The organism is Neorhizobium vignae (assembly GCF_000732195.1).
Classification (GTDB): Bacteria; Pseudomonadota; Alphaproteobacteria; order Rhizobiales; family Rhizobiaceae; genus Neorhizobium; species Neorhizobium vignae.
This window is the reverse complement of the sequence record NZ_JNNU01000031.1, coordinates 1-25,230: the sequence shown is the minus strand read 5'-3', so window position 1 is coordinate 25,230 and position 25,230 is coordinate 1. Positions and strand designations below refer to the sequence as shown.

Sequence of the window (25,230 nt, the reverse complement as noted above, 5' to 3'; positions counted from 1 at the left end):
CCTGACCTCAGTGCCCGACAACCGCCGGATGGCGGCGATGATGAACAAACTTGATGGCGAACGCTGCGATGCCAAGGGCCGCGCCAAGAAGGCTGACGAAGGGCCAGCCACCCTGTCCCCAAGCGAACGTCGCCATCGCCGAACCCGCGGCGCCGCCGAGGAACATACCGGTCATAAAAACGGTATTGAGTCGGCTGCGCGCATCGGCTTCAAGCGCATAGATGATGTGCTGGTTGGAGATGAGTGCGCTCTGTATGCCGAAATCGAGCACGATGACGCCGACGACCAGGGGAGCGATTGATGCCCAGACGCCGAAGATCAGCCAGGCAAGGATCGTGAGGCCCGCGCCCATCCAGACCACGAAATGCGGCCCACGCGTGTCGGCGACCCTGCCTGCCAGCGGCGCTGCAAAGATGCCGACCGCACCGACGATGCCGAACAGACCTGCGACATCCGCACCGAGCTGGAACTTCGGCCCGGCGAGATAGAGTGCCAGGATTGTCCAGAACGCTGTGAACGAAGCAAACAGCAATGCCTGAATGATGGTCGCGGCCCTCAACGCCGGGTGGCGTTTCCAGAGCTGGCTCAGAGACTGGAGTGCCTGATGATAGCGCAAGGTCGATGTTGGCTGGTGATGCGGAAGCATCGCATACATGAGGCCGGCGGCAAGCAGCGCCAGCGGCACTCCGATCCAGAACATCTCCCGCCAGCCAGCATGTTCGCCAACGAAGCCCGAGAGGGTGCGGCTGAACAATATGCCTGACAGAACACCCGCCATGACTGTGCCGATCGTGGCGCCGCGCTTTTCCGGCGCTGCCAACGATGCGGCAAAGGGCACGATCTGCTGGGCGACAGTGGAACACGCGCCGACGATGACCGATGCTGCCACCAACATCCAAGCGGTCGGTGCCAGTGCGGCAAGCGCGAGAGCGGCTGCCAGCACCAGGAACTGCCCGATGATCATGCGGCGCCGATTAACGAGGTCGCCGAGCGGTAATAAGAGAAAAAGGCCCAGCGCATAGCCGAGCTGCGTCGCCGTCGGCACCATGCCGGTGATCGGTTGCTGACTGAAATCCGCCTCGATAAGGCCGAGCATCGGCTGATTGTAATAGATGTTCGCGACTGCAATGCCGCTAGCGACGGCCACCGCCAGCAGCGCGGCTTGTCCGATCGCATCATTTCGGGTGGCGCTTGCCGCCCTGCCCTGCATCTGTTCGGTCTTTTCCATAATCCTGCTCCATCGCCAATCTAGATCAGAGCAAGCTATGTCCAATGGCATTGCACGCACATCCAATGGACGTCTAACCGGACCTATACATCGGTCTAGGTTCGCATCGATGGGCTCGATGCTAGATCTGTAGAAACACGGTGAAGGGAGTTTGCGATGAGCGAGAAGCGGCCGGATGGGATCGAGCGTTACACTGCCCCCGCGGGCGGTTGGGGTGCACTGAAGGCCGTGGCCAAAACCCTTGCTCATCAACAGATCATCGCAGAGGGTGCTGTTACACTCCTGAAGGCAAACCAGCCGGAGGGGTTCGATTGCCCCGGTTGCGCCTGGCCCGATCCGAAGCATACAAGTTCCTTCGAGTTCTGCGAAAATGGTGCCAAAGCGATCACCTGGGAATCGACGGCCAAGCGGGTCGGTCCGGATTTCTTTGCCGCCCATACCGTCACGGACCTCTGGAGTTGGTCCGACCATAGCCTTGAAGACCAAGGCCGGCTGACCCATCCCCTGATCTATGACCAGGCCAGCGATCGCTATATACCGATCGAATGGGACGCTGCATTCGCCCGCATCGCCGCAGGGCTGAACAGCTTGCCCAGCCCTCACATGGCGGAATTCTACACGTCCGGCAGGGCCTCGAACGAGGCGGCATTCCTGTTCCAATTGTTCGTGCGTGCCTATGGCACCAACAATTTCCCCGACTGTTCCAACATGTGCCATGAGGCCACCAGCGTCGGCCTGCCCCTGTCGATCGGGGTTGGCAAGGGCACGGTGACGCTGGATGATTTTGATCATGCCGACGCGATCTTCTCGTTCGGACACAATCCCGGTACCAACCATCCGCGCATGATGACCACGCTTCACGACGCGTCACGCCGGGGAGTGCCCATCGTGGTCTTCAATCCGCTCAAGGAGCGCGCACTGGAGCGGTTCGCCGCACCGCAGGATCCGATCGAGATGACGACGATGTCGTCGACCAAGATTGCGTCCGCCTATCACCAGGTTCGTACCGGCGGCGATCTCGCCGCGCTCAAGGGCCTGATGAAGCGTATCTTCGAACGCGACGCGGCCGATATCGCCGCAGGGGGGCCGGGCGTGCTCGACCGCGAATTCATCGAGACCCACACCATTGGCCTAGATGAACTGAAGGCCGATATCGAGCGGACGGAATGGTCTGAAATCGTCGAAAAATCAGGCCTGTCGCTGGAAGCGCTGGATAGCGCCGTCGATGTCTATCTCAAGGCGAAGAATGTCATCCTCTGTTATGGAATGGGGATTACCCAGCATGCCAATGGCACAGCAAATGTCCAGCAACTCGCCAACTTCCTGTTGCTGCGCGGCAATATAGGCCGGCCGGGCGCCGGCATATGCCCATTGCGCGGCCATTCCAACGTGCAGGGCGACCGGACGGTCGGCATCACGGAAATTCCGAATGTCGCGCTTCTCGACGGAATGGAAAGAGCCTTCGGTTTTCGACCGCCTTCGGAAAAGGGGCACAATGCCGTGGAGGCCGTCGAAGCCATTATCGACGGCAGGTCGAAAGCGCTTGTCTGTCTCGGCGGCAATCTCGCTGTCGCCATGTCGGATCCGGAAGCGACATTCGCGGGCATGCGAAAGCTCGACCTGGCCGTCCATCTCGCCACGAAGCTCAATCGTTCGCATTTGCTGTTGGCACAAACGTCGATCATCCTGCCGGTTCTGGGCCGGACGGATTTGGACATTCAGGCATCAGGCCGCCAATCGGTCACCGTCGAGGACTCGATGTCGATGGTGCATGCCTCGCGCGGCTTCCTGAAGCCGCCCAGCGACCAGTTGCGCTCGGAACCGTCCATCATTGCCGGCATGGCCAAAGCTACGCTAGGCGACCGGTACGGCATAGACTGGGAGGGCATGGCGGGTGACTACGATCGGATCCGTGACAAGATCGAGATGGTCTTTCCCGATTTTCATGATTTCAACAGGCGCGTGAAGACGCCCGGCGGCTTCCGCCTCACGGTCGCGGCGTCGAACCGGGTATGGAATACGCCGTCCGGCAAGGCCGAATTTCTCATGGCGCCCGACCTGGATGAGGATGCACGCTTGCGGGACCCCGATGCCCTCGTTCTGACCACCTTGCGCAGTCACGACCAGTACAACACCACCATCTATGGCCTCGACGATCGCTACCGCGGCGTCTTCGGACGCCGCGACGTCATCTTCATGAGCCACAAGGACCTCGCAACACGTGGCTTGAGAGACGGCGACCTGATCGACGTCGAAGCCATCACAGCCAGTGGCGCCAGGACCGTCAGCGGATTTACCGCCGTTGCCTATGACATCCCCTTTGGCTCGGTGGCCGGATACTATCCCGAGATGAACCAGGTCATTGCGCTGGCTGACTATGACAAGAAATCCGGGACGCCGGCCTACAAGGGCGTTCCGGTGCGGATACGTAGATCCGCGTAACCGATCTCGATCCCCTCATCGGGGCCGCTGGTATGGCGATGGGAGCAACATGGCGGCCCATTCCAATCTCCGTTTGTAGAGTTGGCCGGTGAAGCTGACTGCCCTTTGATATCCCTCCCTTCGGTTTTACCCGCCTTCAAGCTTGCTCGCCTTGAACCGATGTGAACCAACGACCGGATTTTCATAGTTGAATATCAATGAACTGCTCCGCCATCGCAGCTTCAGCAATCCACCTGCGCAGTCCGTGTCGGTTCCTTGCTATCCCTCTGTACGCCGGCCCGTGGCCGCGTCGAAAAGATGAATATCGGCCGCGCTGACAGCAATGTTTATCGTGTCGCCGGGACGCACGGCGATGCGTTCGCGCAGCAGAATTGTCAGATCCTGATCCTGCGCCCGGACGGTTACCTGCGTCTCCGACCCCGTCGGTTCAACTATCGCGACATGGGCGGGAATGCCCCCTTGCGTGACCAAGAGGAGTTTTTCCGGCCGCACACCGTAGATCAGTTCGCGATCACCGCCCGCAAGCCTCCTGTCGGGCGGAAGCGGCAGAGGAACGCCGCTTGCAGTCCGGAAAATCCTGGGATCGTCGGACTGAATGCGGCCTTTGATCAGGTTCATGGGGGGCATGCCGATAAAGCCGGCGACGAAAGTCGTCGCGGGATTGTCGTAGATGTCCAGCGGCGTGCCGACCTGCTCGACCATGCCGTCGCGCATGACGACGATGCGGTCCGCCATAGTCATCGCCTCCGTCTGGTCATGGGTGACATAGACGGTCGTGATTTTCAGCCGCTGATGCAGTTCCTTTATCTCCGCCCGCATCGCCACGCGCAGCTTGGCATCGAGATTGGACAGGGGCTCGTCGAACAGGAAGACCTTTGGATCGCGAACGATGGCGCGGCCCATTGCCACGCGCTGGCGCTGGCCGCCCGAGAGATGGCGCGGATGACGGTCAAGATAGGGTTGCAGCGCCAGAATTCTTGCCGCATTGTCGACCCGCCAGGCGATTTCGTCCTTGGCCACCCCGCGCAGTTTCAACGAAAAGCCCATATTTTCGGCGACCGTCAGGTGGGGATAAAGCGCATAGTTCTGGAACACCATGGCAATGTCGCGATCCTTGGATCTGAGGTCGTTGACGAAGGTTCCCCCGATGGAAAGCCGGCCGTCGCTGATCGATTCCAGCCCGGCTATCATCCGGAGCAAAGTGGATTTTCCGCAACCAGATGGGCCGACCAGCACGATGAACTCCCCGTCCTCGATGGCGATGTCGACGCCGTGGATGACCGGCAGGCTGCCGTAGCTCTTCCGGATATTCTGCAATGCAATCGAAGCCATGCCTCTCCTCCTCCCGGGCGACCTTCAGGCCGTCCCCTCGCCTTCATGGTTCACGGCGGTGCGCTGGCCGGACGAAAACATGATCAGCGCGAACAGCGGCTCGGAACCGAGCGCTCGCGCCCAGTGGCGGATGTTGCGGGGAATGCGGATGGCATCGCCCTGTTGCAACACATAGAGCGCGTCGCCGAGCTTGTGTTCGCAACTGCCCGAGACGACATAAAGGATTTCCTCGCAATCGGGGTGCGAATGCAGCTGATTGCGTTCGCCCGGATTGATGCGGCAGGTGCCGAAGGTCATTTCCGCACCCGGCGTGCCTTCGCCGCTGATCTTCCAGTTCAATTCGCCCCAGGATGTCGGCACGAACTCGCCGCCCGCCTTCCTGAAGATGATGTCGCTTTCCGTCATGTGCGGCTCCCGGATCAAAGATTGATGGTGACGCCGGCATCGGCGCGTCGGTAGAATTCGAAGAGTTTCATGATCTCGCGCGCGACCTCGAGCGTTCCCTTGGTGATCGGGCGCCCGGATTGGATCGCGTCGGCCAGGTGCAGGATCTCCGGCACGTAACCGAGATAGAAGAGATTGTTGTTATAGAGCTGTCCAAGCGAATGCTCCGGCTCGTAGACCAGGGCCGCGTTGGCGTCGGGCTGGATGAAGCTCGCCGCACGGCCATAGCTCGGCAGGTCTGCCTTGCGGAAATAGGTGAGCTTGCTGCCGTTCTCGACGACGGCGTTTGCGCCCTCGCCGATGATCTCGACCCGCTCGAACATGCTGGCGCCGGACTGGCCGGCAGCGAAATGCAGCGTGCCGATCGCGCCAGAGCGGAACTTGATGTTGGTAATGGTCGCCCCCGTCACCGCCTCCCACTCGTAGCTTGCCCGCTCGATCTCTCCGCCGAGAAAATTGAGGATCGAGCCTGGATGGTAGATGTGGTCGAGGAAGCTCTGCATCTTGACGAGGTCGCCGCGCTCGCCAGGCGCCGGCAGGCTCTGGGGGTAGCGCACGTTGATCGAGGTCAGCCTGCCGAATTCGGGCGAGCCGATCAGGTCCTTGAGCTTCTCGATCGTCGGGAAGAAGGTCTTCTTGAGGCCTGTCATGACCATGCGCCCGGCAGCGGAGCTGGCCGCCATAAGCCGCTCGATCTCCTCGACGCTGGCCGCGGTCGGCTTTTCCATCCAGACATGGCAACCCGCCTTCAGCGCATCCAGCGCAAGGTCGGTTGCCTGCACCCGCCCGTCTGGGTGGTAGGCCGTGACCAGGAATACCAGGTCGGGCTTTTCCTTCGCCAGCATCTCGTGGTGATCGCTATAGGCTCTCTCCGCGCCGAACAGCCTGGCGAACTTGGCCGCGCGGTCGACATCAAGATCGCAGATGCCGAGCAGTTCGACCGGCGCATAGCGCAGGGCCGGATAAACATTGCGATAGGCATGGCCGCCGGCGCCGATGAAGCAGGCCTTGATGCGGTTGTCGAATTCGAAATTATAGCGGATTTCCCGCTGGACATGATGTGACATGGTCAGCCCTTGATTGCACCCTGTGTCAGGCCCTCGGTAAAGCGGCGCTGCATCAGGATGTAGAGAATGATGACAGGCAGGAAGGAAATGACGGTGCCGGAAAACACCAGCCGATATTCGGAAGCGTAAGTGCTGGCGAACCTGACCAGGCCGAGCGGAAGCGTCTGCACCTCGGGACTGATCAGCACGATCAGCGGCAGGAAGAAATCGTTCCAGGTGGATAGCGCGCTGATGATCACCAGCGCCTGGATTGCCGGCGTCGAGATCGGCAGCAGCACCTTGGTCAGGATCTGCAGATGCGATGCCCCGTCGATCTTGGCGGCCTCGATCAGTTCGTCGGGCACGCTGATGAAGAAGCTGCGCATCAGGAAGATGCCGAAGGGAATGCCGCTGCTCACCTGCGCCAGCACGATGCCCGACAGCGTGTTCACCAGGTTGAGGCCGAACAGCACCTGATAGAGCGGGATGACGATGGCCTGGACAGGGATCGTCAGCCCCAGAATGAAAGTGTAGAACAGCCATTCCCGGCCGGGAAAGCGGATCTTCGCCAGGGCATAGCCGGCGGGCGCGCAGGTCAGCAGGGTCAGGAGCACGACGCCTGCGAGATTGAGCAGGCTGTTGCCGACAAGTTCCCCGAAGCCGCCGATCTGCCAGGCATCCTGATAGTTGCGCCACATAAGGTCGGCGGGCCAGGCATAGGGATCGGCCTGCCCGATCTCGGCCTCGGTCTTGAGACTCGACACGATGAGCCAGGCAAAGGGGGCCAGGATTAGCAGCATGACGGGAGCGAGGCCGAGCGCGACGGGCCATTCGCGGTGACGGGTACTCATTTCGAAAGCCTCGCACGCCAGCGGTTGAAGACGAGGGTGATGGCGATCGCCAGCAGGCTGAGCAGGATGCACAGCACCGCGGCCCGCCCGTGATCCTGCGACTGGAAGGCCAGCCTGTAGATGTAGGTGGTGATCAACTCGCTCTGATAGAACGGCCCTCCATTGGTCATGACAAAGACGGTCGCGAAGCCTTTCAGGCCGTTGATCATGGCCAGCGACACGACGAAGGTGGTCACTTCCCGCAGTCCCGGCAAAGTGACGTACACGAGCTTCTGCCAGGCTGAGGCACCATCGACCTCCGCAGCATCGTAAAGCGAGTGGTCGATGTTCTGCAGGCCGGCAATAAACAGCAGCATGTAGAGGCCAAACCCCTGCCATGAGCTTGCGACGTTGACTGAGAAAAGCACTAAAGCCGGATCCGAGAGCCATCCTTGCGTGAAGGCGCCCAGCCCCAGTTCCGTCAGCGCGGTGTTGAGAAGACCGTAGAACGGATCGTAGATATTCGCCCAGATGACCCCAACCACGGCCAGCGACACCAGATGCGGCAGGAAGAAGGCGGTGCGGAAAAACACCTGCGTGACCTTCAGCCGACTGATGGCGAGCGCCAGCGCAAGCCCGAGGCCGCCGGCCAGCACCACATGGTAGATCAGCCAAAGCAAGGTATGCCAAAGGCTCTGCCAGACGATGGGATCGGCCGCTGTGGCCGCATAATTGTCGAGGCCGACGAAGCTGGAGGCCGTGTTGAAACCGGCCGAACTGTTGAAGCTCAGCCAGAAGGTGGCAGCAATCGGCAACAGGCTGAAGATCGCGTAGAGCACCAGGGCAGGCGCCATCAACCACAGCGCGCTGCCGGTGTCGTGGCTGTCGAAGCGGCGGGCTACGGACCCTCCCGCCTCGACTGTTGCCGTTTTGGCTATTGCCGAACGGTTGCCAAGGGGAGCAACAGTGCTGCTCCCGGGCGTTTCACGATTGATCACGCTATTTCGCCTCTGCCATTTTTGCCTGGATCTGCTTCATTCCGGCCTCGCCGGTGACCTGCCCGGAGATCAGCCCCTGGATCACCTGGAAATAGGTGTCGAGCACGGTGGCGGGCAGGTAGACGCTGGGATTGTAGCCGACGCCTGCGGCTGCGGCCGCGAAGATCTCCTTGAGCACGGGGGTCGGCGGCTCGATGCCGGTCAGTTCACGCGGATAGATCATGGTGCTGGCCGGCGCCTGGGCGCGTTTCTTCATCACGGGGTCGGACAGCATGAAATCGATCCATTTCATCGCCAGATCAGGTTGCTTGGAATTGACCGGCACGAGCCAGCTCCAGCCGACGCCGCCGGTCGGGATCGCCTCGCCCGGATTGTCCGAGGGCATGGGCGCGTAGCCGGCATTGACGAGATCATATCCGGCCTTGCGTGCATTGGCGGTGAACCAGGGACCGGCGACGAACATCGCCGCGCGCTTGTTGAACCACAACCGCGAGGCGCCATCGAGATCGAGGCCCGCCATCTCCTTCTTGATGAAGCCGGCCTCGACCAGCTTTTGCAGACGCACGGCTCCAGCCGCGACCTTGGGATCGTCCCAGGCGATTTCCTTGCGCAGGGCCTTGCCGATCGTCTCCTTGCCGCTGGCTGACTGCAGCAGGTTGCCGAACAGGTGGCCAGCACTGCCGGTGGTGCGCGGACCGATGGCGATCGGCTGCAGGCCCTTGGCGTCGATCGCCGCCAGCAGGGTCTCGAACTCCTTCCAGGTGGCGGGAACCTTCCAGCCGGCCTGGGCGAAGAGATCCTTATGATACCAGATGCCCAGCGCATCCAGTCCGTCGGGCACTTCATAGACCTCGCCGCCAAACTGCCCCTTTAGCTCGGTATAGAGCCAGGGATAAATCTGGTTCTTCCATCCGCGCTTCTCGTATTGCTCGGTCAGCGGCATGACCTGCTTGGCGTTCCTGACGATGCTGATCCGGCCGATGCCGGAATTGGTCAGGATAACGTCCGGCCCTACATTGGACTGGATCGCGGATTGTACCGCACCATTGCTGATCGTGCCGGTCGGCGGCATGAACTCGACTTTTACGCCGGGATTGGCCTTCTCGAAATCCGCCTTGATGCCGTTCCAGAGTTCGGCGACCAGCGGTTCGGTGATCTGCTCCGGGCCCCACATTTTCAGCGTCTGGGCATTGGCGACGGCGCCGCTGACGAAAATGGCCACTGCCGCGACGCTGCCTGCAAGAAATTTCAGCATTGTTTCCTCCTCTTGAGCGAGCCACGCGTGGACCGCCTCCCGTTTGTTGGAAAAGGGGGACCTCCCTCCCCTTTCCGTCGCCCGGTTATGACGCCGGGGTTTCCTTCTTGAAGCGCGCGAGCACCGCTTGCTGCACGTCGCTGATATGCGCATGCATCAACGCCTTTGCCTGCGGGATGTCGCGCGCCCTGAACGCCTGCAGGATCTGATCGCGTTCCTGCGCGGCGCGTTCGGCAAACTCCTTGCTTTCGTTGGCGATAGCGCGGCAAATCTGAATTTGCAGGGCGAGCCGCGAGAGCGTTTCGATGAGAGGCGCGCTGCCCGAGAGTTCGGCGATAGTCTCGTGGAACTCCCGGTCGCGGGTGCCGTAGGTCTCGAGATCCCCGCGCCGCAACGCCGCAACGGCCTCGTCCAGAATCCGCTCGAAACCGGCGATGTGGGCATCGCTCATCTGCGGCACCGCCAGTTCCACAGCGAAACATTCCAGCGTCTTGCGCAACTCGTAGAGATCCCCGACCTCCTTTTGGCTGAAGCTCCGGACGAAGAAACCGCGATAGGGCTTGATCTCGATCAGCCCCTCCTTTGCCAGCGTACCGATTGCCTCGCGAAATGGGGTACGACTTACCTGGAGCCGGTCCGTCAGCAGCTTCTCGTCGATCGATACGCCGCTCGGCAGCTCTCCCGATACGATCAGGCGAACGATCTCCTCGTAGATCCGCTCTCGAAGCGTCTGGTGGTGCCGAGCATTCATGATTTCATTTCCGTCTGGATTTCGATAACCAAGTATGCAATATCCAAAAGAATATACAATATGCAAAGTGGAGCTTTCTGAAAAATCCGCTTCGCCGTGAGGAGACGGCATAAAAACGGGAGGAATAACAATGGGAAAGGTCTATATCGTCGGCACCTGCGACACCAAGTTCGCGGAGCTGGACTATGCCAGGAGCGCAGCCAGACAGGCCGGCGCAGAGGCGATCTTGGTCGATGTCGGCACGCAGGATGCGCATCCGGGCGCTGATGTCGCCGCCGGGGAAGTGGCAGCACGCCATCCGTCGGGCGCCGCCGGCGTGCTCGGTCAGACCGATCGCGGCACGGCCATTTCCGCCATGGCCGAGGCGCTGACCGTCTTCCTGCAGGAATGCGGCGATGTCGGCGCCGTTCTCGGGCTGGGCGGCACCGGCAACACCGCGCTCGTCACCCAGGCCATGCGTGGCCTGCCCGTGGGGCTGCCGAAGCTGATGGTATCGACGGTGGCATCAGGCAATGTCGCCCCTTATGTCGGCCCCAACGATATCGCCATGATGTATTCGGTCGTCGATATCGCGGGCCTCAACGCCATATCCCGCAAGGTGATCGGCAATGCCGCCCATGCCGTTGCCGGCATGGCGCTGCACCCGCCAGCCCTGTCCGCCGACGACCGGCCGGGCGTCGGCATCACGATGTTCGGTGTGACGACCGCCTGCGTCACGCAACTGAGGGATATGCTGGGCGAGACCCACGAGCTATTCGTCTTCCATGCCACCGGCGTCGGAGGGCGGTCGATGGAGAAGCTGGCGGATTCCGGCCTGTTGCAGGCGGTCATCGATGTCACGACGACGGAGGTTCCGGACCTTCTGGTCGGAGGCGTGTTTCCCGCGACGGAGGATCGTTTCGGTGCCATCATTCGGACGAAGATGCCCTATGTCGGCTCGGTTGGGGCCGTGGACATGGTAAATTTCGGCGCGAAGGAATCCGTGCCGGCCGAATTCCGCGACCGCCGCTTGCATGTGCACAATCCCCAGGTGACGCTGATGCGTACCACACCGGAGGAGAACCGGCAGATCGGTGCCTTTATCGTGGAGAAGCTGAACCGCATGGATGGGGCCGTGCGCTTCCTCCTGCCGTTGCAAGGTGTGTCGGCGATCGATGCGCCGGGGCAACCGTTTCACGATCCCGCCGCAGACGAAGCCCTGTTTTCGACCATCCGCGATGGCTGGCAGGCGGCCCCGAACCGGCAGTTGATCGAGGTCGACGCCCATATTAACAGCCGTGAATTCGCGGCCGCACTTGCTGCCAGTTTTCGCGACATCACCCCTTGAGAATTTTCGCTTTCTTTCGAACTGCGGGAACTCTCTATCCATTGTCTTTACGCAATTCCGGACGCCAAACCGCTGCTTACTTTGGCGGGAATTACTCAGAGGAAAAATCATGACACGCCATTCACGCAACGAGATCCTGCATCGCCTGCGCCGCAAGATCGCCGACGGGCGGCCGATCATCGGCGGGGGCGCCGGTACCGGCCTTTCCGCCAAGAGCGAGGAAGCCGGCGGCATCGACCTGATCGTGATCTACAATTCCGGCCGATACCGCATGGCCGGCCGCGGCTCTCTGGCCGGCCTCCTGGCATATGGAAACGCCAACGACATTGTGCGGGACATGGGCCGCGAGGTACTTCCTGTGGTGCGCCACACGCCCGTTCTCGCCGGGGTCAACGGCACCGACCCCTTCATGCTACCCGACCTGTTCCTGGACGAACTGAAAGCCATGGGGTTTGCCGGCATCCAGAACTTCCCGACGGTCGGCCTGATCGACGGCACGTTCCGCGCCAATCTGGAGGAGACCGGAATGAGCTTCGACCTGGAGATCGACATCATCGCGCGCGCCCATGCGAAGGACATGCTGACGACACCTTATGTCTTCGGAGAAAGCGACGCGATTGCCATGACCAGGGCCGGGGCGGATATCGTCGTGTGCCATCTCGGGCTGACGACCGGCGGCGCGATCGGGGCCGAGACGACCGTCACGCTCGACGAATGCGTCGAACGCATCAATGCCTGGTCGGACGCGGCCCGCTCGGTGCGGGACGACGTCATCACGCTATGCCACGGAGGCCCGATCGCCATGCCGGAAGACGCCGCCTACGTGCTCTCCCGCTGCAAGGGCTGCGACGGGTTCTATGGCGCGAGTTCCATGGAGCGGTTACCTACGGAACAGGCGATCAAAGCGCAAATCGAGGCTTTCAGCAGCCTAGCTAGAAGGTAGCTGCCACCGGCAAGCGATGTCGGCGCGCCTTCTCGTGGCCAATTATCGAGCAACGCGCCACTCGGCTTCAAAAATTCACCGGAAGGAATGCTATCGCGGCAATTTCGCCAGGCCCTTCGCCAGGATTGGTCCCGTAGGTCGACCGGTCGGCGATCCGCCGGCCTGTTCCAAAGTGATCTCATAAAGCTGGTCGTTCCTCGGTGTCGGCAATGCGGGACCATCAAGACGTGCCGAGCGCACTCCGTCGATCAGGCCGAGTGATATGGGCCCCATCTCCCGCGATGGCAAAGTCCAGACCTGGATCGTCTTGTCTCTGGGGACGGTAAAGTCGGCCAGGAGGCGGATGGTGGCCTGCTCGTTCCCGAAATCCTCGACGACCGCCTGAACCTCGCCCGCCTCGTTGATCAGGACCGCAACGACAAGCGGCTCGACCGTCCGGGTCACGCTGTAGGCAAGACCAATGGCGAGCACCAAGGTGGCGGCAATGGCGGAGATCGCGGCCAATCGCCAACCGTTCTTTCGGTTGTCGTTGGCGTTTGCTATTCCGGACGCAGAGCTGCTTCGATCCTGCGCAGGCAAGGCTGCTTCGATGCGCTGCCATAGCTCCTCCGTCGCGGCAGCAGGCGACACGCCCGTATCGAGTGGCAGGAAGCGTTCACGGCTGGCGGCGATTGCCGCTCTTAGATCGGCATCGCGCTCCATGGCAACCTCGATTTCCGCAGCGTCCGCGGCCTCGAGCAGGCCCAGGACATATTCATCGGCAATGCTCAGGATATCCCTGCGGTCATCGGTCATGCCATGCACTCCCGCAAAGCCGAAAGGCCGCGTCTGATCCACGATTTTGTCGTGCCGAGCGGAATGCGCAGTCGCGCCGCGATCTCGCCGTGCGAATAGCCGCCGACATAGGCCATCAGGATGCCGCGCCGTTTCGTCTCGTCGAGCGCGCCAAGGCAATCGTAGAGGCGGGAATTGCGGTCCAGCCTTTGCCAGGCCGCCATAACCTCATCGGCCTGCTCGCTTTCCCGAATCGTCTCCACCTCCTCGACCGTAAACTCGCGATTGCCGTCACGCAGGAGATTGAGTGCCCGGTTGCGGACAATCGCATATATCCAGCCACGCGCGGACCCGCGGTCGGCATTGTACTGGTGGGCATGAGTCCAGATACGAATGAAGGCGTCCTGCACGACCTCTTCCGCAAGTTCGCGACGCCTGACGATGCGCTCGGCGACCGCGATCAGACGTCCTGCCTCGCGATCGAAGACGACACGTAGCGCGTTGCGATCACCGTTGGCGCAAGCAGCGAGTGCCGTATCGAGATCGTCCGGCCCGGAGCCCATCAGCATCAATAATTTCTCCCAATAGCGACCGCGAAAGCAGTCGGCTTTGAAAGCTATACCCGCCGAAGGGTCGGATGGATGCATCTCGCATTTATTTTTTCGCGGCCTGCATCCAAACGGGATTGCCGCCGTGTCTTCAACTCAGGAAGCGTCGAGAGCCGCGCGCCAGACGACTTTCAATAGGATCAACTCGGGAGAAAGACATGAAGACCATTGGATTCGCTTTGATCGTTTCGGCAGCCTCGATCGCGATGGCATCGACCGCACTCGCTGCCCCCGTCCTCGCACTCGTTGGCGACAAGACCCTCGTCATGTTCGATACGGAAAAACCTGCCATTTCCAAGAAGATGGATGTGACCGGCGTCGACAAGCTCGTCGGTATCGACTTCCGGCCCGGCAACAAGACCGTGATCGGCATCACCCCGGATCATCGCATCGTCTCGATCAACCTAGAGACGGGCGCAGCTACCGATGTCGCCAAGATGGACAAGATGCTGACCATGACCCAGTCGCCAGTCGTTGCCGACTTCAACCCGATGGCGGATCGCCTTCGTTTCATGACCGGCACGACCAACCATAGAGTCCATCCTGACACGGGCGCTGTTACAGTCGATGGCCTGCTCGCCTTCGAGGAGGGCGACATGCACAAGGGCGAGACCCCGAACATCGTCGCTGCCGCCTATACCAACTCGATCGGCAAGCCGGAAAAGACGGCGATGTACAATATTGACGCGACGATCGGAGCGCTGGTCCAGCAGACCAAGCCGAATGACGGCACGCTGAAGGCGATCGGCAAGCTTGGCCTCAAGGACAAGCCTGCGGCCTATGCTTTCGATATTCAGGGCACGGCGGACGGCAAGAACACCGCCTATCTCGCGGCATCCAAGACACTTTATACGGTCAATCTGGAAACCGGTGCGGCGACGGTGGTCGGCCCGATCACCGGGCTCGACAACGAAATCCGCGACATCGCCGTTCTTCCGGCGATGTAACGCGGTAACGCGCGCGGTCGATCGTCCAGTCGATGCGGAGTGGAAAGGCCGACGCCCCCTGGGGCACCGGCCTTTCCCATAAGGGATTGCATCAAGTTATATCTTCGGCAGAACAACGTTATCGATGACACCGAATGGCGCCGTTTGACTGCTTGACGTCATCTGGATATTCCCGAGACGGAACTTTTCGACCCGAATGCGCGCAATGCAATCCAGCAGCCGAATGTCGCAGCCGTCCCGGACAGGATCGTTCCCCAGGCAAGATCGGCAAGGGTGAGCTGTGTAGACCAGTTTTTTAAGGTAGCCTGATTGGTCAGGTCGTAGGTCCCATAGGCCGTAAAGCCGAGGACTGCTCCAGAGAGTGCAGCCTGCCACGGCGAGCCCTTTTCCAATCCCGGCCTCACGGCCAGGAACGTCAGGCCCGCTATATAGATCAGATAGAAGGCAACGGCAGGCACAAGCCTGAAATCGGCGACCAGCATATCGCCCATGACCGGCTGATAAAGCTTGCTTGCCATCACGCTCAACCAGACGAAGTCGATTGCCACGAAGACGGCCAGCGTCGCGATATAGGCCGCAAGAACACGCTTCATGCCGACGTTCTTCATTTCGTAATCCTCCTCGCTCACTTGAGCCGTGTCCAATCGATGCCTTTGCACAAAAGGCCGGCCACGATGCACCCTTTGGTGGTCATCTTGTCTCCCTGTACCGTCACTGTAAGCTCATAGGTCATGTCACGCTGCGGATCGAAGGCCGTACCGGAATAGACGCCGCCAGCGCCCGGCTTTATGCTCATGACGAGCTTGTCGCCCTTCTTTTCCTTAGGTGTGCCCGGCTTGATCCACGTATTGACCACGCAGATATCCGATCCGCATGGCGCGATCTTCACCCTGGCGTTGCCATCCCCGCGCGCCCACTGGCCGCCGATATCGGCGGCATCGGCAAAGGTGAAAGCGGAGAGCGTCGACAGGGCAGCGGCTACCGTCATCTTCATCATGCTCGGATTCCCGTTCGCACGTTGTTACGCATGTTCGATCGTGTAGAGGCCGACATCGATGCTTCCTTCTTCGAAGCCGGCCTCGCAGTAGCAGAGGTAGTAGTGCCAGAGGCGTTTGAAGCGCTCGTCGAAGCCAAGCGCGGCAATCGACGGCCAATGCGCATGAAACCGCGTCCGCCACTCCCGCAGCGTTCTGGCGTAGGACTTTCCGAAATGCTCGACTTCCACCAGCTTCAAACCGGCGGTGGCAACCGCGGTCTCAAGCGCGCGGTCAGATGGGAGGAAGCCGCCGGGAAAAACATACTTCTGAATGAAGTCGATGCTGCCGCGATACGCTTCATAGCGCTTTTCCTCGATCGAAATGATCTGCAGGACCGCACGGCCGTCGGGTTTCAGGCAGCGCTTCAGCGTATCGAAGTAGGTTGGCCAGTATGCCTCGCCTACAGCCTCGAACATCTCGATCGACACGATGCGATCGAAGCGACCGGTGACATTGCGATAGTCCTGGAGATGCAGATTGACTTTACTCGCCTTGCCTGCCTCTGCCGTCGTATTGCGCGCCCAGACCAGTTGTGCAGGTGACAGCGTAATGCCGGTCACCTGAACATCGGCCTTTGTCGCGAGATCGATCGCCAACGCACCCCAGCCGCAACCGATTTCCAGAATCCTTTCGCCGCCTTTAAGCATCAGTTTCTCGCGAATAAGGCGGAGCCGCTTCTGTTGAGCGGCTTCGAGGCTCGGCGTCGTCTCATCGAAAATCGCCGAGGAATAGAGCATCGATGGATCAAGCCATTCCTTGTAGAAGTCGTTACCGAGATCGTAATGCGCTTCGATGTTGCGGCGGCTACCGCGTTTTGAATTTGCGTTCAGCAGATGGCCTACCCGGTTCATCGAACGCATGAGGACGTTGCCATCGATTGCCGGCGCCAGCACATCGGCATTTTGGGCGGCCAGCCGGATAACTGCGGTCAAATCCGGCGTTGTCCAGTCTTCCTCCAAAAAGCCCTGAGCAAAACCGATATCGCCGGCGGTGAGGAGGCGACGCAGCATGCGCCAGCGGCGCATCACGATAGTCGCATCCATGCCTGGCTCCGAGCCGACCGCTTCCACCGCTGCGCCGGACGGCAATACGACCCGCAGGCGGCCATGGCGGAGACCGGCTATAAGGCGCTTCATCAGTCGGCCGCCAAAGCCTGGCTTGCCCTCCTCGATATCCATGCAAAAGGGGAAGCGCGAGGAATCGTCAAACTGGCTCATTGGTCTCAATCCTCCGGACGGAATGCACGCTTTCGCCTACAGGCGGGCGAATGAAGGAAACCGCTTCTTCGGGCAGGTGCGGGCGCGCCCGCAGGCGCACGCCCTTCGTCCAGATCTTCAACGCCTCCCAATGAATGCCACCGACCACCCTTAGCGTCAGGAGCGGAATAGCGAGGAATGCCTTGAGCAGGGCCATATCCGTCAGTTCGCGGCGCTTTGCCAGATGCCGGGCCGTCAGCACCAGCCCGTCGGCGTCAAAGGTGTCGATGCGGATGGAAAGGTGTTTGCCCGGCGCCGCGACCCGAAATTTATAGCGGAGATCCATCTCCATGAAAGGAGAGACGTAAAACGCCTTGTCGCAGCACTGGAAGATCTCCCCGCCGTCGCCCTGGCCAACGACCGGGATCATATAGCCGTGGCGCTCGCCAAAGGTGTTGTCCACTTCCCAGAGGATTGCCCGCAACGCGCCGTCGCGACCGTGGCAGAAGAACACGCTCAGCGGATTGAAGGCCCAGCCAAGCACCCTCGGCATTGTCAGCAGCCGGATCGGCCCGCCATCCGGTTCGATGCCGGCCGATCGCATCGAACGCTCTACCTGGTCCTTCAGGTCAGAGCCCGAACGATCGCCGCGATCCTTTCGGCGAAACGAAAACAGGTTGAAACCATCCACCGAAAACAGCCGCAACCGTTTGTCGAGCGCATCCAGCTCGTCGAGATCGAGCAGCAGCGAATAGATCCTGTAGGACAGCCGGTGTTCCTTCGGCTTCAGCCGCACATGTGTCACATGTCCGGGAAACAGGGCCGACTGGAGCGATAGAGTCATGTCAGCGCCTCCAGGTCTATCGGCAGATCAATCGGCCGGATCAGAGGCTTGCGAACGATGCGCCCACTTTCCTGCGCCACCTGCCAGGGGCGCTGAACGCCGCCCAAATCTTCGGCCACCGCAAGCCCGGCCTGGATACCGTCCTCATGGAAGCCGGAGCCGAAATGCGCGCCGCAAAACCAGGTGTTGCGCACGCCCTGCAGCGACCAGACCTCATGCTGCGCCCGATCGGTCCCGAGATCGAACACGGGATGTTCGCAGACCTCCCGGCGGATGACCGTCTCCTCGCGCGGTTCGCGACGGGGGTTGAGCGTGACGAATGTCGGCGGCGCAGGACCGAGCGGCTGCAACCGGTTCATCCAGTAGGTGATCGACGGTTGCGTCGGTCCGTCTCTGGTATCGGCGACATAATTCCAGCTCGACCACGCGGCCCGCCGTTTCGGCATCAGGCTCGCGTCGCTATGCAGTACCGCCTCGTTGCGGGAATACCGAAAGGCGCCGAGAATGCGCCGTTCATCCTCGCTGGCATCCGACAGCATGCGCAGCGCCTGATCCGCATGGGTAGCGATCACCACCTCGTCGAAGACATGGCTGTTGCCGTGCGCATCGCGGATGTCCACCTGCCCGTCGTCACGGCGGATCGCCGCAATCGGCGTCGACAGCCTGATCCTGTCAGAAAATCGGCGGGTCAGCCGCGCCACATATTCGCGGCTACCGCCCTTGACCGTGCGCCAGATCGGCCGATCCCAAAGTTCAAGGAGTCCATGATTGCAGCAGAATTTCACGAAATTGGCGGCCGGATAGGCGCCAACTTCCATGGTTGGAGTCGACCAGATTGCCGCCGCCATCGGATAGAGGTGATCGTGGCGGAAGGCGCGGCCATAGCCGTTGCGCGTCAGGTAGTCATCGAGCGAAATGCCGCCCATCATCGCCAGATCGCGCGGCGCATTGCGATAGAATCGTAGCAGATCGCGTATCATCGACCAGAAGCGCGGGCTGAACGCATTGGTCGGTTGCGCCAGAAGGCCGAGCCCCGTTCCCCCGGAATACTCGAAGGCACCGTCATTCATCGAGACTGCAAACGACATGTTGGAAGCGGCTGTCGGGACCTCCAGCGCCTTGAACAGCGCCGTTAGGTTGGGATAGGTCGCCTCGTTGTAGACGATGAAACCGGTATCGACCGCGACCGGGCCGGCCGCACTTTCGAATTCCACCGTGTTGCTATGACCGCCGATCCGATCAGCCGCCTCGAATACCGTGACGGCGTGGCGCTGCGATAACAGCCAGGCAGCAGACAACCCTGAAATTCCGCTGCCCACGACTGCAACATTCAGGCGCTTTTCGCCCGAAACCCTCTGATTGAATGTCATCAATTCCTCTCGTTCACGCCGTGTTCGCTGTCGTCTTGTTTCGCTCCACCCGGCACCTACGAGACGTCGTTCCGCTTAGTTTCGCGAGCGACAGAAATTTTTCGGATTTTTTGACGTTCTGGCGAAACTGATCGGGCGCCGGCCCCGTAGTTGATGAGGAGGTTGCCTTTGTACTGATCGTGGAAGGATGGACATGGAGGTTTTGATCTTCATCGCAATCTGGCTGTCGCTGGCGATGGCTGGCGCCTGGGGCGTGCAGCGCGTCACCGGCCTGAGCGGCTGGATCGACACGATCTGGTCGCTCGCTGTCGGATTTGGTGGCATCGTGGCGGCGCTCTTCGCCGATGGCGAGTTCGGGAGGCGGATGACGGTCCTGATCCTGATCGCCATCTGGGCGGCAAGGCTCGCCAGCCATATCGGCTTCCGCACCCATGGCGGCGGTGAAGATCCGCGTTATCTCAAGTTGATCGAGGAATGGGGCGATCGCGTCCCGTCGCGGCTTTTCCTGTTTCTGCAGATCCAGGCGCTGGCCGCCTTCGTCCTCGTGCTGGCCATCTATCTGGCCGCCGCGAATGACACACCCTTCCCACGCCTGCTGGATGGGCTGGCCATCCTCGTCGCCATCGTCGCGCTGGCTGGAGAGGCGAGCGCCGACCGGCAGCTTGCCCGCTTCCGCAGCACGCCCGCCGCCAAGACCGAGGTTTGCGAGATCGGCCTGTGGCGATACTCCCGCCACCCCAACTATTTCTTCGAATGGCTATTCTGGTGCGCTTGGCCGATCTTCGCGCTGACCCCACCGGCGTGGACATGGATATCGCTGCTCGCGCCGGCGCTGATGTACTGGTTGCTGGTGCATGTCTCCGGCATCCCCCCGCTCGAAGAACACATGCTGCGCTCGCGCGGCGACAAGTTCCGCGCCCATCAGAACCGCGTCAACGCCTTCTTTCCCGGACCCTTTAGAAAAGGAGACCTGCCATGAGCATGCTGGCTTTCGTCATCAACACCGCCGAGCGCGCGCCTTTGACCGACAGCATGACTCTTGCGGGTATCGATTTCCTCTGCAGCCGTACCAAGCGAAAGCTGGCCGCGACGCCGGCTGCGGAAGAACAGACTTTCGCGGAAGCGATGGCACGTTTCCCCGTCGCCACCCATACCGACGAAGCCAATCGCCAGCATTATGAAGTACCGGCAGAATTCTTCGCCCTCGCGCTCGGCCCCCAGCGGAAATATTCCTGCTGTCTTTATCCGACGCCGGCAACCACGCTTGAGGAAGCGGAAACCTATGCGCTGAAAGAAACGGTGACGCACGCAGCGTTCCAGGACGGCATGAGGATCCTCGAACTCGGCTGCGGATGGGGTTCACTTTCCCTTTATCTCGCCCAGCAGTTTCCAGGTTCCCGCATCACATCGGTGTCGAACTCCGCTTCGCAACGCGCCTATATCCTCGATCTCGCAGCGAAACGCGGATTGACGAACCTCACCGTCGTCACTGCGGACATGAACGATTTCGCCACGGATGAACGTTTCGACCGCGTCGTCTCAGTGGAGATGTTCGAGCATATGTCGAACTGGCGCGCGCTGCTGGAACGCGTGCGCGGCTGGGTAAAACCGGACGGCAAGCTTTTCCTGCACGTCTTTACCCACAAGGACCGCTCCTACCGCTTCGACCACGACGATCCCGCAGACTGGATCGCCCACCACTTCTTCACCGGCGGCATCATGCCGGCCCATGATCTGCCGCACCGGTTCGGCGACCTTTTCAAGGTCGAGCAGGAGTGGCGTTGGTCGGGCACGCATTATCGCCGCACTGCGCTCGACTGGCTCAATGCCTTCGATCGCGGGATCGAGCGCATCCAGCCCATCTTCCGAGAGGTCTATGGCGGGGATGCCTCACTTTGGCAGCGCCGGTGGCGGCTGTTCTTCCTGGCAACCGCAGGCCTGTTCGGTCATGACAACGGAAATGTCTGGGGCGTCGGCCACTATCTCCTCAGCCCAACTCCGACTCGACAGCGCACGTGATGACCCGCACACGCCCCCCGCTCGACCCGCTGACTCAGGCGAGCGTTACGATCGCCTGGGTGATCTGCGGCAACAAACCCTTCTATCCGCTCTATGTCTGGTATCTGGTTGGCGACGGCGTCACGGCGTCGCTCGGCACCCTGCTTGCCGCGCCACTTTTCCTCGCCATCCCCCTGATTGCCCGCCGCGCCCCGACGACCGCCCGCATCGCCCTGCCGCTGGTCGGAACGCTCGACACGCTGTTCGCGACCAAGCTGTTCGGCTCCGGTTCCGGCACGGAACTTTTCCTGGCGCCTTGCATCATGCTGGTCGCCCTCTCCTTCCGCGCCGAGGAGGCATGGTGGCAACGCGGATTGGCGGCATTCGTGTTCCTGGCCTTCGTTTTCTCACGATACGCCATCGGCCCAAGCCTGCATGTATGGAAAGATGTCGACCTTTCGACCCTGCTGAACCTTAACGCGTTCGCGGTCGCCAGCCTCATGGCCTTCATCGCAATTCGCTATTCCGGAATCCTGCACATCACCGAAGCCGGTGCTCGAGATCGCCTGTAGGAAATCTGTTCATCTGTAGGACGCCATCAGGTCATTACGGCTTGGCTTTCCGGCAGGCCTTCATCCGACGATCAGAGACTATGCCGGGCCTGAAAACCCGGCGCGGCTCCAGCATTCGCATCTTCCGCCAATACCAAGCTAGCTGGCGGGGAGTTGCTGTCATCGCCTTCGACGATTGCGGACACATAGGCGAGAGCGTTCTTCATCCCGTTCATTGTGTACGGCTTTTCGATTGCGCCGAGCGCGCCGGCAAAATCCTTCGGAATCTTCTTGATGTTTCCACTGACGAAAATATAGGGGATGCCGGCAGCCGCCAGTTCACGGCCAACCTCTATCCCGGTCGGCCCGTCCATGAGATGGATGTCAACAAATGCAAAGTCCGGTTTCGACGTGCTCATCTGCTCACGGGCCTGACTGCTGCTCATGGCAACCCCTGTCACCTGGTGCCCCGCCATCTCGACTTCGCTCTCCAGCTCCAGGGCGAGCAGCATTTCATCTTCAACGATCATAACTTTCAATGGGGATCCTCCTCATGATCGCCAACGAGCAAAACCACGTCGACGATCGTTTTTCGCCCTTCCTGTTTCCGCTCGATCTCGGCTCCGAGCTGGTGGGCCGACGCTTCCAGCAGCATCCGGCCGAGCTCGGCATTCTCAACATCGGGCTCTACCGGCTCGGACGTGTCCTCGATCCTGATCAGGAAATGCCCGTTCAGACGCCGGACGACGACGTGGATGTCGCCTCCCCCATCACTCAGGCCTCGGCGAACCGCGTCGCCCACGAGCTCGTTCACGATCAGTGAAAGCGGCGTCGCCTTGACCGCCGGCACCAGCAGGGGCGTAAGATCGAGCGACAGCCGTATATCTTTCCGACCGGTCGCATCGACGAGGTCCGTCACCAGCTCGCGCGTAAATTCGGACATGTCGAACTTCGAGACGTCGTCGAGCGTGAATAGTTTTCTTTGGACTGTGCTGAGAGCCTCGATACGATTGAGGACGGACAGTAGCGTCTGCCTCCGGCCATCGTCCCGCGTCACACGCATGTGCTTCTTCACGATTGAGGCCATCGTCAGCAGGTTGTTTTTCACCCGGTGGTCGACTTCGTGAACAAGCAACGTTCGGGCCTCCAGGGCTGAGCGGAGATTGGCGGTATGTTTGGCAACCTCGGCTTCCGCCTCATGCCGCGCGGCGGCCAGATCGGCCTCGCGGCTTTTGACATTGGTGAAGTCGAGTTGTGAGGCAAAGAAGTAGACGATTGAGCCCGCCTCATCCCGCACGGGGCTTATGAACACCGCATTCCAGAATGTGCTGCCGTCTTTCCGATAGTTGAGAATATCGACAGCAATGTCCCGACCTGCAGCGATCGCCTCCCGGATCCTCGAGACGGTATCCCGATCCGTGTCTGGTCCCTGCAGAAAACGGCAGTTACGGCCGATGATTTGATCATCGCTATAACCGGTCAGCTTTCGAAAAGCTTCGTTGCAGAAGATGATCGGATTATCGGCCTGATGAGGATCGGTAACGATCATCGGCATGCGGGTCGCCTTAAAGGCAGCCGCGAATGGGTCCTCGCTCGCATGCCCTGCGACGAGACGATTGCCCGCGTCGCGGGCGTCGGTTCGGTGCTGATCCTTTTTCTGCATAAGGTTCCGGCGATGTTGTCCCGCAACAAAAGTCGCAGCGGGGAAAATAGTTCCTCGCAGCGCAATCAAACTGGCCGAGTGATATGCGTTTCGATTACGCAGACCCCCTGCGGCAAGAACACCGGCACGCCGGTGATTTCGAAGCTCTCCGAGGCATAAGGGGGGTAGTCTGCTCTAACACTGCGGTGAGTTCAGCGCGCTGCCAGTCACCTTGGGCGAGAAGATCGTGCGCATTTGGAACAGGCCATCCCTCACCTGCCGATGTAGGCCGCCAGTTCATCGGGCGTTCCGTTGGGAAAAGCCTCTTTAGAAAATCCAGGAAGGCAGCGACCCGCGCGCTCAACAGACGCCGCGACATGAAGCCGAAGCGCGGATCATCATCTGGATTTTCGAGGAATATGCCAAAGGGCGATCGCCGAAAGACATTGCGGTCGAACTCAACGGTCGCATACCCGCCGTACCTGGACCTCGCGGAGCCAAGTGGCGCGACACGGCCATTCGGGGACATGTCAGCCGTGGCACCGGCATCCTGAACAACGAACTCTATATCGGCCGCGTCGTGTGGAACCGGCGCGAGTATCGCAAGAACCCTGATACAGAGAAGCGGGTCGCGCGCCCGAATGACCGCGATGATTGGGTTGTCAGGGAACAGTCCGATCTGCGGATCGTCTCAGACGCGCTCTGGACTTCGGTCAAGAAGCGGCAGTTGGAAGTCGAACAGAGCTTCTCCCATACGACCACAAACCGCCTGAACAAGGCCCACCGGCCACAATATCTGCTGAGCGGCATTCTCGAATGCGCCCATTGTTACGGGCCATATGCCATTATGGCGAAGGATCGTTACGGCTGCACCAATCGGAAGAAGAAGCTGCCGACCGACCATCTCGGCGGAATTGTCTGCACGAACAGCAAAACGATCAACCGTTTCGAACTCGAGGAACGGGTGGTGTCGGCGGTGCCGGACAATCTGCTCGGTGCCGATAATCTCGACCGCATCAACCGCGACATCAAGGCGGCTGTTGCACGAGGACAGCAACGGGCAGTCGTGGAACCCGAACGGCTACGAACCGAGATCACCGCAATTGTGACGAAGCAAAAGGCAATCGGCGAGAAGATCGCCGAACGACTGATGGCAGGGCACGCCGCCATCCCCGCGCTTGATCATATGCTCGATGAACTCGAACATCAGCGCCTGACACTGGCTAGCCAGTTGGCCCGCGACGCCATCAACAGCCGCACCCGTGGTGACACCACCCCTTAACACCGGTATGCTCCAGAGCGCGATTACAGCCGTCAAGACGATGCTGTCAACGCGAAAAACTGGTGTCGAGGAGAGCTGGATATCAATCACCCGCCAGCTCCTGCAAAAGGTGGTCATCGCACCATCAGCCGACGGCAAATCGGCGGAACTGACCATCCACGGCCGCCTCGCCGCCATCCTGGCGGCACAAGAAGCCTGGCGCGAGGTCTCGCGGGAGCTGCGGGATCAACAATCGGCGGAGTTTGTCCGCAAACGTTCCGCTGGGGAGTTCAAGTCACTTGCCGACAAGACAAGATTTCTACGCCGCTGCGAAGCCTTGCTGGCCGAGCGTGAGCAGGAATGGAAGATGTTACAAGTCTCAGTGGTTGCGGGGGCAGGATTTGAA

At 60.8% G+C, this 25,230-nt stretch carries 26 protein-coding genes and 1 pseudogene; 9 read left to right on the top strand and 18 right to left on the bottom strand.

Annotation, left to right across the window (positions count from 1 at the left end; translation table 11 throughout):
• Window positions 1–7: 7 nt before the first annotated feature.
• On the bottom strand, window positions 8–1,228 hold the full coding sequence (locus GQ59_RS28285; RefSeq protein WP_037087794.1) for an MFS transporter: 1,221 nt from the start codon (window positions 1,226–1,228) through the stop codon (window positions 8–10).
• A gap of 156 nt (window positions 1,229–1,384) precedes the next feature.
• Between GQ59_RS28285 and GQ59_RS28280 the strand changes: the two genes are divergently transcribed.
• Window positions 1,385–3,670, top strand: coding sequence for an FdhF/YdeP family oxidoreductase (locus tag GQ59_RS28280; protein WP_037087791.1), 2,286 nt, complete (start codon window positions 1,385–1,387; stop codon window positions 3,668–3,670).
• A 258-nt stretch (window positions 3,671–3,928) separates the two neighbouring features.
• Here the strand turns inward: GQ59_RS28280 and GQ59_RS28275 are convergent, their stop codons facing one another.
• From GQ59_RS28275 to GQ59_RS28245, 7 genes are all read right to left on the bottom strand, one after another.
• A complete protein-coding gene (locus tag GQ59_RS28275) occupies window positions 3,929–5,002 on the bottom strand; it encodes an ABC transporter ATP-binding protein (RefSeq protein WP_037087790.1) in 1,074 nt (357 codons plus the stop codon).
• Window positions 5,003–5,026: 24 nt separating this feature from the next.
• Window positions 5,027–5,407, bottom strand: a complete 381-nt coding sequence (locus tag GQ59_RS28270) for a cupin domain-containing protein (protein ID WP_037087788.1) — start codon at window positions 5,405–5,407, stop codon at window positions 5,027–5,029.
• Between the two features lie 14 nt (window positions 5,408–5,421).
• On the bottom strand, window positions 5,422–6,513 hold the full coding sequence (locus GQ59_RS28265; RefSeq protein ID WP_037087786.1) for a Gfo/Idh/MocA family protein: 1,092 nt from the start codon (window positions 6,511–6,513) through the stop codon (window positions 5,422–5,424).
• Between the two features lie 2 nt (window positions 6,514–6,515).
• Entirely contained in the window at window positions 6,516–7,343 is an 828-nt protein-coding gene (locus GQ59_RS28260; RefSeq protein ID WP_037087783.1) for a carbohydrate ABC transporter permease, read from the bottom strand.
• Window positions 7,340–8,260: a carbohydrate ABC transporter permease gene (locus tag GQ59_RS28255; protein ID WP_432762616.1), complete on the bottom strand. Its 921-nt coding sequence runs from the start codon at window positions 8,258–8,260 to the stop codon at window positions 7,340–7,342. Before GQ59_RS28255 ends, GQ59_RS28260 begins: the two co-directional genes overlap by 4 nt.
• Window positions 8,261–8,321: 61 nt before the next feature.
• Window positions 8,322–9,575, bottom strand: coding sequence for an ABC transporter substrate-binding protein (locus GQ59_RS28250; RefSeq protein ID WP_037087779.1), 1,254 nt, complete (start codon window positions 9,573–9,575; stop codon window positions 8,322–8,324).
• Between the two features lie 85 nt (window positions 9,576–9,660).
• On the bottom strand, window positions 9,661–10,326 hold the full coding sequence (locus GQ59_RS28245) for a GntR family transcriptional regulator (protein ID WP_037087776.1): 666 nt from the start codon (window positions 10,324–10,326) through the stop codon (window positions 9,661–9,663).
• A 130-nt stretch (window positions 10,327–10,456) separates the two neighbouring features.
• Between GQ59_RS28245 and GQ59_RS28240 the strand changes: the two genes are divergently transcribed.
• Window positions 10,457–11,653 (top strand): Tm-1-like ATP-binding domain-containing protein, encoded by a 1,197-nt coding sequence (locus tag GQ59_RS28240; protein WP_037087774.1) that lies wholly within the window; start codon window positions 10,457–10,459, stop codon window positions 11,651–11,653.
• Between the two features lie 109 nt (window positions 11,654–11,762).
• The gene (locus GQ59_RS28235) at window positions 11,763–12,596 is read left to right on the top strand and encodes a phosphoenolpyruvate hydrolase family protein (protein WP_037087771.1); all 834 of its coding nucleotides are present in this window, start codon (window positions 11,763–11,765) and stop codon (window positions 12,594–12,596) included.
• A gap of 90 nt (window positions 12,597–12,686) precedes the next feature.
• Here the strand turns inward: GQ59_RS28235 and GQ59_RS28230 are convergent, their stop codons facing one another.
• Window positions 12,687–13,391 (bottom strand): anti-sigma factor, encoded by a 705-nt coding sequence (locus tag GQ59_RS28230; protein WP_037087770.1) that lies wholly within the window; start codon window positions 13,389–13,391, stop codon window positions 12,687–12,689.
• The gene (locus tag GQ59_RS28225; RefSeq protein ID WP_037087868.1) at window positions 13,388–13,933 is read right to left on the bottom strand and encodes a sigma-70 family RNA polymerase sigma factor; all 546 of its coding nucleotides are present in this window, start codon (window positions 13,931–13,933) and stop codon (window positions 13,388–13,390) included. The genes GQ59_RS28230 and GQ59_RS28225 overlap by 4 nt, the downstream gene beginning before the upstream one ends.
• A gap of 203 nt (window positions 13,934–14,136) precedes the next feature.
• On the opposite strand from GQ59_RS28225, the gene GQ59_RS28220 reads away from it, so the two are divergent.
• Window positions 14,137–14,925 carry a DUF4394 domain-containing protein gene (locus GQ59_RS28220; protein ID WP_037087767.1) on the top strand — a complete coding sequence of 263 codons (789 nt, stop codon included), beginning with the start codon at window positions 14,137–14,139 and terminating at the stop codon, window positions 14,923–14,925.
• 158 nt (window positions 14,926–15,083) lie between these two features.
• Here the strand turns inward: GQ59_RS28220 and GQ59_RS28215 are convergent, their stop codons facing one another.
• The 5 genes from GQ59_RS28215 to GQ59_RS28195 are packed head-to-tail and all read right to left on the bottom strand — an operon-like array spanning window position 15,084 to window position 19,372.
• Window positions 15,084–15,518: a DUF2177 family protein gene (locus GQ59_RS28215; RefSeq protein WP_037087865.1), complete on the bottom strand. Its 435-nt coding sequence runs from the start codon at window positions 15,516–15,518 to the stop codon at window positions 15,084–15,086.
• A 32-nt stretch (window positions 15,519–15,550) separates the two neighbouring features.
• The gene (locus tag GQ59_RS28210; RefSeq protein WP_174459639.1) at window positions 15,551–15,922 is read right to left on the bottom strand and encodes a DUF2147 domain-containing protein; all 372 of its coding nucleotides are present in this window, start codon (window positions 15,920–15,922) and stop codon (window positions 15,551–15,553) included.
• A 24-nt stretch (window positions 15,923–15,946) separates the two neighbouring features.
• Window positions 15,947–17,179, bottom strand: a complete 1,233-nt coding sequence (locus GQ59_RS28205) for a class I SAM-dependent methyltransferase (protein ID WP_037087765.1) — start codon at window positions 17,177–17,179, stop codon at window positions 15,947–15,949.
• Window positions 17,166–18,002, bottom strand: a complete 837-nt coding sequence (locus tag GQ59_RS28200; protein ID WP_037087763.1) for a DUF1365 domain-containing protein — start codon at window positions 18,000–18,002, stop codon at window positions 17,166–17,168. Before GQ59_RS28200 ends, GQ59_RS28205 begins: the two co-directional genes overlap by 14 nt.
• Entirely contained in the window at window positions 17,999–19,372 is a 1,374-nt protein-coding gene (locus tag GQ59_RS28195) for an NAD(P)/FAD-dependent oxidoreductase (RefSeq protein ID WP_037087761.1), read from the bottom strand. The genes GQ59_RS28200 and GQ59_RS28195 overlap by 4 nt, the downstream gene beginning before the upstream one ends.
• 187 nt (window positions 19,373–19,559) lie before the next feature.
• Between GQ59_RS28195 and GQ59_RS28190 the strand changes: the two genes are divergently transcribed.
• The 3 genes from GQ59_RS28190 to GQ59_RS28180 are packed head-to-tail and all read left to right on the top strand — an operon-like array spanning window position 19,560 to window position 21,942.
• Window positions 19,560–20,351 carry a DUF1295 domain-containing protein gene (locus GQ59_RS28190; protein WP_037087759.1) on the top strand — a complete coding sequence of 264 codons (792 nt, stop codon included), beginning with the start codon at window positions 19,560–19,562 and terminating at the stop codon, window positions 20,349–20,351.
• Window positions 20,348–21,391 (top strand): SAM-dependent methyltransferase, encoded by a 1,044-nt coding sequence (locus GQ59_RS28185; protein ID WP_037087757.1) that lies wholly within the window; start codon window positions 20,348–20,350, stop codon window positions 21,389–21,391. The genes GQ59_RS28190 and GQ59_RS28185 overlap by 4 nt, the downstream gene beginning before the upstream one ends.
• Window positions 21,391–21,942, top strand: a complete 552-nt coding sequence (locus tag GQ59_RS28180; protein WP_037087754.1) for a hypothetical protein — start codon at window positions 21,391–21,393, stop codon at window positions 21,940–21,942. The genes GQ59_RS28185 and GQ59_RS28180 overlap by 1 nt, the downstream gene beginning before the upstream one ends.
• Before the next feature lie 71 nt (window positions 21,943–22,013).
• Here GQ59_RS28180 and GQ59_RS28175 read toward each other — a convergent pair whose 3' ends face one another.
• The 3 genes and pseudogenes from GQ59_RS28175 to GQ59_RS32155 form a co-directional block, all read right to left on the bottom strand.
• The gene (locus GQ59_RS28175; RefSeq protein WP_037087751.1) at window positions 22,014–22,460 is read right to left on the bottom strand and encodes a response regulator; all 447 of its coding nucleotides are present in this window, start codon (window positions 22,458–22,460) and stop codon (window positions 22,014–22,016) included.
• Entirely contained in the window at window positions 22,457–23,584 is a 1,128-nt protein-coding gene (locus GQ59_RS28170) for a PAS domain-containing protein (RefSeq protein WP_037087749.1), read from the bottom strand. Before GQ59_RS28170 ends, GQ59_RS28175 begins: the two co-directional genes overlap by 4 nt.
• A gap of 251 nt (window positions 23,585–23,835) precedes the next feature.
• Window positions 23,836–23,945: pseudogene (locus GQ59_RS32155) on the bottom strand (LysR family transcriptional regulator); the annotation flags it as partial.
• Between GQ59_RS32155 and GQ59_RS28165 the strand changes: the two are divergent.
• Both GQ59_RS28165 and GQ59_RS28160 read left to right on the top strand, forming a co-directional pair.
• A complete protein-coding gene (locus GQ59_RS28165) occupies window positions 23,898–24,845 on the top strand; it encodes a recombinase family protein (protein WP_084683320.1) in 948 nt (315 codons plus the stop codon). The pseudogene GQ59_RS32155 and the gene GQ59_RS28165 sit on opposite strands and share 48 nt — an antisense overlap.
• A gap of 7 nt (window positions 24,846–24,852) precedes the next feature.
• Window positions 24,853–25,230, top strand: a 378-nt coding sequence (locus tag GQ59_RS28160; protein WP_037087748.1) for an SANT/Myb-like DNA-binding domain-containing protein, incomplete at its 3' end; no start/stop codon positions are given.

Excerpts from the sequence above, each read along its gene's own strand:
- GQ59_RS28285 (WP_037087794.1), bottom strand. The coding sequence starts at position 1,228 with ATGGAAAAGACCGAACAGATGCAGGGCAGGGCGGCAAGCGCCACCCGA.
- GQ59_RS28280 (WP_037087791.1), top strand. The coding sequence starts at position 1,385 with ATGAGCGAGAAGCGGCCGGATGGGATCGAGCGTTACACTGCCCCCGCG.
- GQ59_RS28275 (WP_037087790.1), bottom strand. The coding sequence starts at position 5,002 with ATGGCTTCGATTGCATTGCAGAATATCCGGAAGAGCTACGGCAGCCTG.
- GQ59_RS28270 (WP_037087788.1), bottom strand. The coding sequence starts at position 5,407 with ATGACGGAAAGCGACATCATCTTCAGGAAGGCGGGCGGCGAGTTCGTG.
- GQ59_RS28265 (WP_037087786.1), bottom strand. The coding sequence starts at position 6,513 with ATGTCACATCATGTCCAGCGGGAAATCCGCTATAATTTCGAATTCGAC.
- GQ59_RS28260 (WP_037087783.1), bottom strand. The coding sequence starts at position 7,343 with ATGAGTACCCGTCACCGCGAATGGCCCGTCGCGCTCGGCCTCGCTCCC.
- GQ59_RS28250 (WP_037087779.1), bottom strand. The coding sequence starts at position 9,575 with ATGCTGAAATTTCTTGCAGGCAGCGTCGCGGCAGTGGCCATTTTCGTC.
- GQ59_RS28245 (WP_037087776.1), bottom strand. The coding sequence starts at position 10,326 with ATGAATGCTCGGCACCACCAGACGCTTCGAGAGCGGATCTACGAGGAG.
- GQ59_RS28240 (WP_037087774.1), top strand. The coding sequence starts at position 10,457 with ATGGGAAAGGTCTATATCGTCGGCACCTGCGACACCAAGTTCGCGGAG.
- GQ59_RS28235 (WP_037087771.1), top strand. The coding sequence starts at position 11,763 with ATGACACGCCATTCACGCAACGAGATCCTGCATCGCCTGCGCCGCAAG.
- GQ59_RS28230 (WP_037087770.1), bottom strand. The coding sequence starts at position 13,391 with ATGACCGATGACCGCAGGGATATCCTGAGCATTGCCGATGAATATGTC.
- GQ59_RS28225 (WP_037087868.1), bottom strand. The coding sequence starts at position 13,933 with ATGGGCTCCGGGCCGGACGATCTCGATACGGCACTCGCTGCTTGCGCC.
- GQ59_RS28220 (WP_037087767.1), top strand. The coding sequence starts at position 14,137 with ATGAAGACCATTGGATTCGCTTTGATCGTTTCGGCAGCCTCGATCGCG.
- GQ59_RS28215 (WP_037087865.1), bottom strand. The coding sequence starts at position 15,518 with ATGAAGCGTGTTCTTGCGGCCTATATCGCGACGCTGGCCGTCTTCGTG.
- GQ59_RS28210 (WP_174459639.1), bottom strand. The coding sequence starts at position 15,922 with ATGATGAAGATGACGGTAGCCGCTGCCCTGTCGACGCTCTCCGCTTTC.
- GQ59_RS28205 (WP_037087765.1), bottom strand. The coding sequence starts at position 17,179 with ATGAGCCAGTTTGACGATTCCTCGCGCTTCCCCTTTTGCATGGATATC.
- GQ59_RS28200 (WP_037087763.1), bottom strand. The coding sequence starts at position 18,002 with ATGACTCTATCGCTCCAGTCGGCCCTGTTTCCCGGACATGTGACACAT.
- GQ59_RS28195 (WP_037087761.1), bottom strand. The coding sequence starts at position 19,372 with ATGACATTCAATCAGAGGGTTTCGGGCGAAAAGCGCCTGAATGTTGCA.
- GQ59_RS28190 (WP_037087759.1), top strand. The coding sequence starts at position 19,560 with ATGGACATGGAGGTTTTGATCTTCATCGCAATCTGGCTGTCGCTGGCG.
- GQ59_RS28185 (WP_037087757.1), top strand. The coding sequence starts at position 20,348 with ATGAGCATGCTGGCTTTCGTCATCAACACCGCCGAGCGCGCGCCTTTG.
- GQ59_RS28180 (WP_037087754.1), top strand. The coding sequence starts at position 21,391 with ATGACCCGCACACGCCCCCCGCTCGACCCGCTGACTCAGGCGAGCGTT.
- GQ59_RS28170 (WP_037087749.1), bottom strand. The coding sequence starts at position 23,584 with ATGCAGAAAAAGGATCAGCACCGAACCGACGCCCGCGACGCGGGCAAT.